This is a genomic window from Kitasatospora sp. NPDC057518, from assembly GCF_042802075.1.
Classification (GTDB): Bacteria; Actinomycetota; Actinomycetes; order Streptomycetales; family Streptomycetaceae; genus Kitasatospora.
The window spans coordinates 1-9,804 of record NZ_JBHVEU010000333.1 but is presented as its reverse complement, the minus strand read 5'-3'; the positions used below and the strand labels follow the sequence as shown (position 1 = coordinate 9,804).

At 73.5% G+C, this 9,804-nt stretch carries 9 protein-coding genes; all 9 read right to left on the bottom strand.

What is annotated here, in order from left to right; translation table 11 throughout:
• Positions 1 to 72: 72 nt before the first annotated feature.
• The gene (locus ACFU7Z_RS28310) at positions 73 to 882 is read right to left on the bottom strand and encodes an Fpg/Nei family DNA glycosylase (RefSeq protein ID WP_049656544.1); all 810 of its coding nucleotides are present in this window, start codon (positions 880 to 882) and stop codon (positions 73 to 75) included.
• Between the two features lie 79 nt (positions 883 to 961).
• On the bottom strand, positions 962 to 1,864 hold the full coding sequence (locus ACFU7Z_RS28305; RefSeq protein ID WP_380780503.1) for an AAA family ATPase: 903 nt from the start codon (positions 1,862 to 1,864) through the stop codon (positions 962 to 964).
• 85 nt (positions 1,865 to 1,949) lie between these two features.
• A complete protein-coding gene (aroQ, locus tag ACFU7Z_RS28300; protein WP_049653999.1) occupies positions 1,950 to 2,378 on the bottom strand; it encodes a type II 3-dehydroquinate dehydratase in 429 nt (142 codons plus the stop codon).
• Between the two features lie 8 nt (positions 2,379 to 2,386).
• The gene (gene aroB / locus ACFU7Z_RS28295; RefSeq protein WP_049653979.1) at positions 2,387 to 3,478 is read right to left on the bottom strand and encodes a 3-dehydroquinate synthase; all 1,092 of its coding nucleotides are present in this window, start codon (positions 3,476 to 3,478) and stop codon (positions 2,387 to 2,389) included.
• Complete coding sequence (locus ACFU7Z_RS28290; RefSeq protein WP_049653982.1) at positions 3,471 to 3,992, bottom strand: shikimate kinase; 522 nt, start codon at positions 3,990 to 3,992, stop codon at positions 3,471 to 3,473. Before ACFU7Z_RS28290 ends, aroB begins: the two co-directional genes overlap by 8 nt.
• A complete protein-coding gene (aroC, locus tag ACFU7Z_RS28285; RefSeq protein ID WP_107086502.1) occupies positions 3,989 to 5,173 on the bottom strand; it encodes a chorismate synthase in 1,185 nt (394 codons plus the stop codon). The genes ACFU7Z_RS28290 and aroC overlap by 4 nt, the downstream gene beginning before the upstream one ends.
• 226 nt (positions 5,174 to 5,399) lie before the next feature.
• Positions 5,400 to 6,230 carry a shikimate dehydrogenase gene (locus ACFU7Z_RS28280; RefSeq protein WP_380780500.1) on the bottom strand — a complete coding sequence of 277 codons (831 nt, stop codon included), beginning with the start codon at positions 6,228 to 6,230 and terminating at the stop codon, positions 5,400 to 5,402.
• Between the two features lie 79 nt (positions 6,231 to 6,309).
• Positions 6,310 to 8,238, bottom strand: a complete 1,929-nt coding sequence (mltG, locus tag ACFU7Z_RS28275) for an endolytic transglycosylase MltG (protein ID WP_380780498.1) — start codon at positions 8,236 to 8,238, stop codon at positions 6,310 to 6,312.
• 188 nt (positions 8,239 to 8,426) lie between these two features.
• The gene (mltG, locus tag ACFU7Z_RS28270; protein ID WP_117487154.1) at positions 8,427 to 9,698 is read right to left on the bottom strand and encodes an endolytic transglycosylase MltG; all 1,272 of its coding nucleotides are present in this window, start codon (positions 9,696 to 9,698) and stop codon (positions 8,427 to 8,429) included.
• Positions 9,699 to 9,804 lie beyond the last annotated feature (106 nt).

Genomic DNA, 9,804 nt, shown 5'->3' with positions numbered 1-9,804 from the left:
CACCCGTCCATCGTCGCAGGTCAGAAGGGCTCTCCACGACACGGGGGCGTTGCGCGTCCCGGCCGGGGCCGGTCACGCCGCCTGGCAGGCGGGGCACCAGAAGAGGTTGCGGGCGGCGTGCTCCTCCGTCCGCACGTCGGTGCCGCAGACCAGGCAGGGCATGGCGGCCCGCCGGTAGACGTACACCTCGCCGCCGTGGTCGTCCACCCGGGGCGGGCGGCCCATCGCCTCGGGGGTGTGCTCGGGGCGGACGGTGTCGATCCGGCCCGCGGTGACGCCCTCGCGCATCAGGGCGACCAGGTCGGCCCAGATCGCGTCCCACTCCCGGCGGGTGAGGTCGCGCCCGGCCCGGTGCGGGTCGATGCCGTGGCGGAACAGCACCTCGGCCCGGTAGACGTTGCCCACGCCGGCCAGCACCTTCTGGTCCATCAGCAGCGCCGCGACGGTCGTCCGGCTGCCCGATATCCGGCGCCAGGCGGCCTCCGGGTCGGCGTCGGCGCGCAGCGGGTCGGGGCCGAGCCGGGCGGCGACGGCGGCCTTCTGGTCGTCCGTGACGAGCGCGCAGGTGTTGGGCCCGCGCAGGTCGGCGTAGCCGTCCTCGTTCTCCAGCCGCAGCCGGACCAGCCCGACCGGCGCGGGCGCCGGGCCGGTGCCGAAGGTGAAGCCGCCGTAGAGGCCGAGGTGGACGTGCACCCAGGCGCCCTCCTCGAAGCCGAGGAAGAGGTGCTTGCCGGTGGCCTCCGCGCCGGTGAGCAGCTGCCCGTCGATCACCTTGGCCTCGTCGGCGAACCGGCCCTGCGGGCTGGAGACCCGCACCGGGCGGCCGCCGAAGGCCTCGCGGTTCTCGGTGGCGAGGCGGTGGATGATGTGGCCTTCGGGCACGGGCGTCGGCTCCTCCGGGCTCGGCGACTGGACCCGTCCATCATCGCAGCCGGCACCGACAGCCCCGTGCCGCCGCGGGTCAGCGGACCGGGACGCCCATCAGCCGGGCCAGGATGACGCGGTCCAGCTCGGCGGCCGTCCCGGCGACGTCCAGGGCGGAGTTGTCGATGATCGGCAGCCCGGAGTTGTACCAGCCGGCCATCCGCCCGTGGATGCGGGCCACCTCCTCGTCCCCGAGCCGGCGGTTGCCGCTGCGCCGGGCGTTGCGGTGCAGCACCGAGTCCAGGCTGGGCAGCAGCACGACCGGGATCATGCCGGGGCCGATGTGCCGCTTCCAGCCGCCGAGGCCGATCGCCGGGCGGTCCGGGAAGACGGCGTCGTCGATGATGCAGGAGATGCCGTTGGCCAGGTAGTTGCGGCAGGCGAAGCCGCAGGTGCGGCGGGCCAGCCGGTACTGCGCCTCGGAGGCGTTGTTCCAGCCGGACTGCGGGTTGGCGAAGCCCGCCTGCACCCACTCGCGGACGTCGTCCAGGCTGATGTGCGCGGTCGGGGTGGGCCGCCGCTCGGCCCAGTGGCGGGCGACGGTGGTCTTGCCGGCCCCGGCCGGTCCGATCAGCAGGACGGCTATCGGCCCGGTGGCCGCGTGCTGCCGCGGCGGGTGGGCGGGCAGTTGGACGGGTGCGCCGGACGGCAGCACGAAGTGCCCGGTGCCCCCGGCGGGCACGGGCGGCGCGCTCGGCACGGGTACGGCCGCGGGGGCCGGAGCCGGGTGGGCGGGAACGGGGTGGGCGGCGGGCCCGGGGCCGGTCGGCCCGGGAGTGACGGGCGCCGCTGGCACCGGCCGGCCCGGCGGCGGGGACGGCGGAGGCTGCGGGGAGAGCGGCTGCGCCCCCGACGACGTCCCCCGCGTTCCGCCCCCCGGCGCCACCGGCGGGGCGACGGGACGCGGCGGGACCTGCCCGCCTCCGGTGTACTGCGTCACGGCACCTCCCGACACTTCTCAGCGGGGACACTACACGGCGGCCCGGCAGCGGGCACAGTCCGCCGCCGGGCCACCGCCCGTACCCTCAGCGGGTGGTGAGCCGCTCGGCCAGCGCGCGCAGCGCCAGCTCGTAGGAGCCGAGCCCGAAACCGGCGATGGTGCCGGAGGCCACCGCGGCGATCACCGAGGTGTGCCGGAAGGTCTCCCGGGCGTACGGGTTGGAGATGTGCACCTCGATCAGCGGCGCGGTGCGCTGGGCCGCGGCGTCCCGCATCGCGTACGAGTAGTGGGTGAACGCACCGGGGTTGATCACCACCGGCACCTGCCCGTCGGCCGCCTCGTGCAGCCACTCCACCATCTGCTGCTCGGAGTTGGTCTCGTGCACCTCGACCTCGAAGCCGAACTCCTTGCCCAGCGCGGTGCAGCGCTCGACCAGCCCGGCGTACGAGGTGGCGCCGTAGACGTCCGGCTCGCGGCTGCCCAGCCGGCCCAGGTTGGGGCCGTTGAGCACCATCACCCTGGTCACGCCGAGACCTCCGCGTACGCGGCGACCAGCAGCGACGGGTCGGGGCCCTCCAGTACGGAGGTCTTGCCGAGGCCGTCCAGCACGATGAAGCGGATCAGGTCGCCGCGCGACTTCTTGTCGATCTTCATCGCGTCCAGCAGCTTCGGCCAGGCGTCCGCCCGGTAGCTCAGCGGCAGGCCGACCGAGGCCAGCACGGTGCGGTGCCGGTCAGCCGTCTCGTCGTCCAACCGCCCGGCCAGGCGGCCGAGTTCGGCGGCGAAGACCATGCCGATGGAGATCGCGGCGCCGTGCCGCCACTTGTACCGCTCGTTGCGCTCGATGGCGTGGCCGAGGGTGTGGCCGTAGTTGAGGATCTCGCGGCGGCCGGACTCCTTGAGGTCCCCGGAGACCACGTCGGCCTTGACCTGGATGGCGCGGCGGATCAGCTCGACGGTGTGCGGGCCGGACGGGGTCTTGGCGCCCTCGGGGTCGGCCTCGATCAGGTCGAGGATGGCCGGGTCGGCGATGAAGCCGCACTTGATGACCTCGGCGAGGCCGGAGACGTAGTCGTGCTTGGGCACCGTCTCCAGGGTGTCGAGGTCGGCCAGCACGCCCACCGGCGGGTGGAAGGCGCCGACCATGTTCTTGCCCTCGGCGATGTTGATGCCGGTCTTGCCGCCGACGGCCGCGTCGACCATGCCGAGCAGCGTGGTGGGCATGGAGATCCAGCGCACCCCGCGCAGCCAGGTCGCGGCGACGAAGCCGGCCAGGTCGGTGGTGGCACCGCCGCCGAGGCCGACGATGACGTCGCTGCGGGTGAAGCCGGTCTGCCCGAGCACCGACCAGCAGTACGCGGCGACCTCGACGCTCTTGGCGTCCTCGGCGTTGGGCACCTGGAGCACGATGGCCTCGTAGCCCTCGCCGAGCAGGTCCTCGCGGATCGCGTCGGCGGTGGCGGCGAGCGCCTCCGGGTGGATGAGCGCCACCCGCTTGGCGCGGGTCCCGATCAGCGGAGACAGCTCACCGAGCAGCTGGTGCCCGATCAGCACGTCGTACGGGTCGTGGCCGGCGCTGCCGCCGACGTGGATCCTGACGGTGGTGTCAGTCATGGGGGGTCTTCAGCTCCAGTGCTTCCAGTACGGCGTCCGCGACCTGTTCCGGGGTGCGCCCGGCGGTGTCGACCACAGCGGTGGCCACCTCCAGGTAGAGGGGGCGGCGGGCCTCCATCAGCTCGCGCCAGCGGGCCCGCGGGTTGACGGCCAGCAGCGGGCGCGGGGCGTCCAGGCCGACCCGCTTGACCGCGTCGGCGAGTGGGACCTCCAGGAAGACCACCGGCAGCTCGTGCAGCAGCGCGCGGGTGGCCTCGGCCATCACCGCGCCGCCGCCGAGCGCCAGGACCCCGTCGTGCCCCTCGGCGGCCGCGCGCACGGCGGCCGCCTCCAGCGCGCGGAAGTGCGGCTCGCCCTCGTCGATGAAGATCTCCGGGATGGGCTTGCCGGCCGTCGCCTCGACGTCGGCGTCGGTGTCCCGGAAGCCGACGCCCAGGCGCTCGGCCAGCATCCGCCCGACGGTGGACTTGCCACTGCCGGGCGGGCCGACCAGCACGACAACGGGGTTCGTCATCGGATGATCAGGTTGTCGAGGTAGCCCTGCACGTTGCGGCGGGTCTCGGAGACGTTGTCGCCGCCGAACTTCTCGTTCACCGCGTCCGCCAGCACCAGCGCGACCATCGCCTCGGCGACGATGCCCGCGGCCGGGACCGCGCAGACGTCCGAGCGCTGGTGGTGCGCCTTGGCCGGCTCGCCGGTGCGCACGTCCAGGGTCTGGAGCGCCCGCGGCACGGTGGCGATCGGCTTCATCGCGGCGCGCACCCGCAGCACCTCGCCGGTGGACAGGCCGCCCTCGGTGCCGCCGGAGCGGCCGGAGGTGCGCTTGACGCCCTCGGCGGTCGGGACGATCTCGTCGTGGGCCTGGGAGCCCGGCACCCGGGCCAGGTCGAAGCCGTCGCCGACCTCGACGCCCTTGATCGCCTGGATGCCCATCAGCGCGGCGGCCAGCCGCGCGTCCAGCCGGCGGTCCCAGTGCACGTGCGAGCCGAGGCCCACCGGCACGCCGTACGCCAGCACCTCGACCACGCCGCCGAGGGTGTCGCCGTCCTTGTGGGCCTGGTCGATCTCGGCGACCATCGCCTTCGAGGCGTCGGCGTCCAGGCAGCGCACCGGGTCGGCGTCCAGCTTGGCCTCGTCCGAGGGCAGCGGCACCACGCCGGCCGGCGCCTTGGCGGCGGCCAGCTCGACCACGTGGCTGACGATCTCGATCCCGGCCACCTCGCGGAGGTAGGCGCGGGCGACGGCGCCCAGCGCGACCCGGGCGGCCGTCTCGCGGGCGCTGGCGCGCTCCAGGATCGGCCGGGCCTCGTCGATCGAGTACTTCTGCATGCCGGCCAGGTCGGCGTGGCCGGGCCGGGGGCGGGTGAGCGCCTCGTTGCGGGCCAGGCCCGCCAGGACCTCGGGGTCGACCGGGTCGGCCGACATGACCTGCTCCCACTTCGGCCACTCGGTGTTGCCGACCATGATCGCGACCGGGCTGCCCATGGTCAGACCGTGCCGGACGCCGCCGAGGAAGGTCACCTCGTCCTGCTCGAACTTCATCCGCGCCCCGCGGCCGTAACCGAGCCGGCGGCGCGCCAGCGCGTCGGCCACCACGTCGGTGGTGACCGGTACACCGGCGGGCAGGCCTTCCAGCGTCGCGACGAGTGCGGGGCCGTGCGACTCCCCCGCCGTCAGCCAGCGCAACGTACCCAACGGAGCTCCTTCATCAGCGGACCGGACCACGGCACCGCCGGGGCCCGCCCCGGGCGTGCCTTTTGTACCTGAATCCTTTCATGCCCCAGCGGCACCCGGGGGCACAGTCCGCGTGACGGACAGCAACCGGCCACGATCCGGCCGGGAACCGCCCGGGAAACCGGACGGAGGGCGGGCGGGCACCCGGCCGTGGGGCCGGGCCCGCCCGAGTCCGCCGGGGCCGGGCTCAGTGCCCGGCGAGCGCCTTCTCCCCCGCCTCGCGCATCGCCGCCAGCGGCCCGGGCGTCCGCCCGGTGAAGGCCTCGTTCTGCAGCACCGCTTGGTGCACCAGCAGGTCCAGACCCCCCAGGACGGTCGCCCCGCGCCCCGCGCAGGCGGCGGCCAGCGCCGTCGGCCACGGGTGGTACAGCACGTCGAACAGCGCGCCCGGCTCGGCGGGCAGCGCCTCGGCGAAGACGTCGGTCGCGCCGACCGGCGTGGTGGAGACGGTCAACGGCCGGGTCAGCGCCTGCGCCCCGAGCTCCCAGTCGGCGGTGCGGACGGCGACGCCCAGCCGCTCGCCCAGCTCGGCCATCTCCCGGGCCCGCTCGGCACTGCGCACGTAGACCGTCACCTCGCCGGTGCAGATCTGGGCGAGCGCGGCCAGTGCCGAGGAGGCGGTGGCCCCGGCGCCCAGGACGGCCGCCTCGGGCACCTCGGTGATCCCGCGCTCGCGCAGCGCGTTGACCAGCCCGGGGACGTCGGTGTTGTCCCCGGTGCGCCGGCCGTCGGCGGTGAACACCACGGTGTTCACCGCGTCCACCGAGCGGGCCGTCGCGCTGACCTCGTCGAGCAGCGGGATGACCGCCCGCTTCAGCGGCATGGTGAGCGACAGCCCGGCCCACTCGGCCTCGTCCAGCGCGGCGACGAACCCGGGCAGCCCGGCCTCGTCGACCTCGAAGCCGTCGTAGCGCCAGCCGTCCAGCCCGAGCGCCGCGAAGGCGGCCCGGTGCAGGTCCGGCGAGAGCGAGTGGGCGATCGGCGAGCCGAGAACGGCCGCCCGGTGCTTGCTGGTCAACGCTTCTCTCCGCGAACTGGCGAACTATCGTCCGGCCGCGGCTGCTTCCTGGTGCCGCGGCTGCTTCCTGGTGGTGCGGCTACTTCTTGGTGGTGCAGTGGCCGCGCGCCTCGTCGAAGCCCTGCCCGGCCGACTGGCAGTACTCCTTGACGTTGGCGTAGTGCTCCTTGCTCGTCTCGGCGAACCGGGTCTGGGTCGGGGACATCGCGATGAAGTACAGCCACTTGCCGTCCGCCGGGTGCAGCGTCGCGTTGAGCGCCTCGTCGCCGGGGTTGGAGATCGGACCGGGCGGCAGGCCCTGGTTCACGTAGGTGTTGTACTTGTTGGACGCGTCGTCCATGTCCTTCTTGTCGAGGTCCTTGCGGCCCAGCGAGTACTGGAGCGTGGTGTCCATGCCGAGCCGGTGGTTGATCTCGCCGCCGGCCGCCAGCCGGTTCTGGATGGTCTTGGCCATCTTGGCGAAGTCTTCCGGGTTGTTGCCCTCGCGCTGGAGGATGCTCGCCTCGATGAGCACCTCGTAGCCGGTCTTCAGCCCCACCGAAGCGGCCTGGGCGTCCAAGCCGGCGTACTTCTCGGTGGCGTTCTTCACCATCTGCTTGAGCAGGTCCTCGGGCTTCATGCCATCGGCGATGTTGTAGCGGGTCGGCCAGAGGAAGCCCTCGATGTTGCCGTTCGCGTACGCCGGCAGGCCGAGATCGTTGACCTGCGCCTTGGCGACGCCTGCCGTGGTGCCCGGCGGCAGCTTCAGCTTGTCGTCGATCTTGGCGTAGATCTCGGAGGAGTTCTTGCCCTCCGGGATCACGATCGCCGCGCCGCCCGCCTGGGCGAGCAGCTCCTTGAGCGCGGCCGTGGCCGGCATCTCCTTCTTCAGCACGTAGAAGCCGTACTGGATGGTGCCGCACTTGGGCTCGGCCTTGCAGGCCGTGTTGAACGCGTCGACGCTCTTGACCACGCCGGCGTTCTTCAGCGCCAGGCCGATCTGCCCGCCGACCGCGCCCTTCTTGACCTCGACCTGGACGGTGCCGGTGCCCTCGCCGGTGAAGTCCGGCGCCGGGCCGAAGTGGTCCTGGTAGAAGCCGTAGCCCCACCAGCCGGCCCCGCCGACGGCGCCGAGCAGCACCGCGGCGACCAGCAGGCAGGCGCCGCCGTTGCGGCGGCCCGACTTCTTGCCCTTCTCCTTGCGCTTCTTCTGGGCCTCGCGGGAGTCGTCCTGCTCGCCGAGGAAGCCGGCCTCCCCGGCCTCGGCGTGCTCGTCGGGGTACCCGTCGTCCTCGTGGCGGCCGCCGTCCGCGTGGCCGTCCCACTCGTCCGTCCCGCCCTCGCGCGCGGCGCCGACCGGATCGGCGCCGGCCTCCAGCGCGGCGGCCTCGGCCTCCCAGTCGATCCCGTCCGGGCCGGGGCCGGAGGCCGGCACCGGCTCCGGGGCCGGCTGCGGCTTGGCCCGGCGTCTCGGCACCTGCCGCTGCGGAGCCTGCTGCTCGGGGGCCGGCTGCTGCGGGGGCTGCTGCTGAAGCGGCTGCTGCGCCTGGACCTGCTGGGGCTGGACCTGCTGGGGCTGGACCTGCTGCTGGTAACCCTGCTGCTGCACCGGCGCCTGCTGCTGCGCGTACCCCTGCTGCATCGGCTGCTGCGGTTGCGGCTGCTGCGGCACGTACCCCTGCTGGGGGTAGCCCTGCTGCTGCACCGGCGCCTGCTGCTGCGCCATCTGCTGCTGGTAGCCCTGCTGACCGCCCGGGTAGCCCTGCTGCGGCATCTGCTGCTGGGGGGTCTGCTGCTGGTAGCCCTGCTGCGCCATCATCTGCTGCTGCATCTGCGGCGCCATCTGCTGCTGCGCGTACCCCTGCTGCACGTCCCCGTACTGCTGCTGGACCTGCTGGCCCTGCTGCGGGTACTGCTGCTGCCACTGGCCGTCCTGCTGGCCGGGGACCGGCTGCCGGCCGTCGTACCCGGGATCACCGGGGTGCCACGGCTCGCCCTGGGGGTTGTAGCCCCCGCCCAGATCGGTCATTGATCCCCTTAACCGACGGTGACGACCGGAGGATCAAACCGGCCGTCCGGGACGACGCGGTCCCGGCTGATTCTCGAACCGGCGTGCTAGCGCAGCGCCTGGAGGGAGACGTTACCGTACCGCAGCCTTACCCCCGGCCGGGCGGACGCACCGTCAGTGAGCGATCTCACCGACGGCACACAACTCCGTTACGGCGTCCCCGCACCGGGAGCGGAAGGCGCACCGGCCCCGCCCGAGGCCCCCGGGGCCGTCGCCGCCGGGTCGGAGGGCGCGCCCGACGCCGGGCCGCTCGGCTTGGCCGCCGCCCGGTTGGCGTTGAACTCCGCCACGTTGCGTTGCTGGACGTCGAAGCTGTCGGTGAAGCGGGTGTCCCCCGGCTTCACGGTGACGAAGTACAGCCAGTCCCCCGGCGTCGGGTCCAGCGCGGCCATGATCGCCTGCCGCCCGGGGTTGGAGATCGGGCTCGGCGGCAGCCCGGCGTGCAGGTAGGTGTTGTACGGGGAGTCCAGCCTGGTGTCGGTCACCGAGGTGTTCAGGGTCGAGCGGCCGAGCGCGTAGTTGATGGTGGAGTCCAGCTGCAGGGGCATGCCCTTGGCCAGCCGGTTGTAGATCACCCGGGCCACCTTGCCCATGTCCTCGGTGTTGTCGGCCTCGCCCTGGACCATGCTGGCCACGGTGATCAGCCCGTACACGCTCTGCCCGAGGTTCTGCGCGACCACGGTGGCGTCGTCCCGGCCGAACTCCCGGCCGGCCCGGTCCACCATCTGCTTCAGCAGGTCGAAGGCGGTGGTGCCCTCGGTGACGCTGTACGTCGCCGGGAACAGGTAGCCCTCCGGGCTGCCGTTGGCGAAGTCCGGCAGGCCGAGTTCGGCGCCCTGGTCCTGGGCGGTCTTCTGGGCGGTGCCCGCGGGCAGGTTCAGCTTCTTGTCGATGGCCGCGTAGATCTGGTAGCCGCGCCAGCCCTCGGGGATGGTCAGGCCGTTGGCGTTGGCCGGGTCGATCAGGACCGCCAGCGCCGCCGCGGCCGACATCCGCTGCTTCAGCGTGTACGTCCCGGGCTGGATCCGCCCGGCCGCCGCCGCGCTGCCCTTCGCGGCCCGGGTGAAGGCGAGCGAGCTGGCCACCACGCCGTTGCGGACCAGCGCGGAGGCGATCTGGGAGAGGCCGGCGCCCTCCGGCACCGAGACCTGCACGCTGCCGGTGCCCTGCCCGGCGAAGTCGGCGGCGGCCGGGGGTTTGCGCTGCGCCTGGATCCAGGTGTACCCGGTCAGCCCGACCCCGCCGAACACCGCGATCAGCGCGAGCGCGGTGAGCCCGCAGGCCAGCCCGTTGCGCCGTCGGTGCGGATCGGGCGCATCGAAGCGCGGACGGGGCGCACCCGGCGGACGGCCCTCCGGTTCCAGCACCGGTGCGCCCAGATGCCCGGGCGTGAGACCCGGGTGGAAGTCCTGGTCGGTCATGGCTCGCGCCCCCTTCGGCGGTCCCAGATCGATCCGGATCGACATGAATCGATCCAAAACAGACAAGGAAGCGAACGAAAAGGGGTCCGTGCGGACGCGTCCGCAC

Excerpts from the sequence above, each read along its gene's own strand:
- aroQ (WP_049653999.1), bottom strand. The coding sequence starts at position 2,378 with ATGGTGCTCAACGGCCCCAACCTGGGCCGGCTGGGCAGCCGCGAGCCG.
- aroB (WP_049653979.1), bottom strand. The coding sequence starts at position 3,478 with ATGACTGACACCACCGTCAGGATCCACGTCGGCGGCAGCGCCGGCCAC.
- ACFU7Z_RS28290 (WP_049653982.1), bottom strand. The coding sequence starts at position 3,992 with ATGACGAACCCCGTTGTCGTGCTGGTCGGCCCGCCCGGCAGTGGCAAG.
- mltG (WP_380780498.1), bottom strand. The coding sequence starts at position 8,238 with ATGACCGATCTGGGCGGGGGCTACAACCCCCAGGGCGAGCCGTGGCAC.
- mltG (WP_117487154.1), bottom strand. The coding sequence starts at position 9,698 with ATGACCGACCAGGACTTCCACCCGGGTCTCACGCCCGGGCATCTGGGC.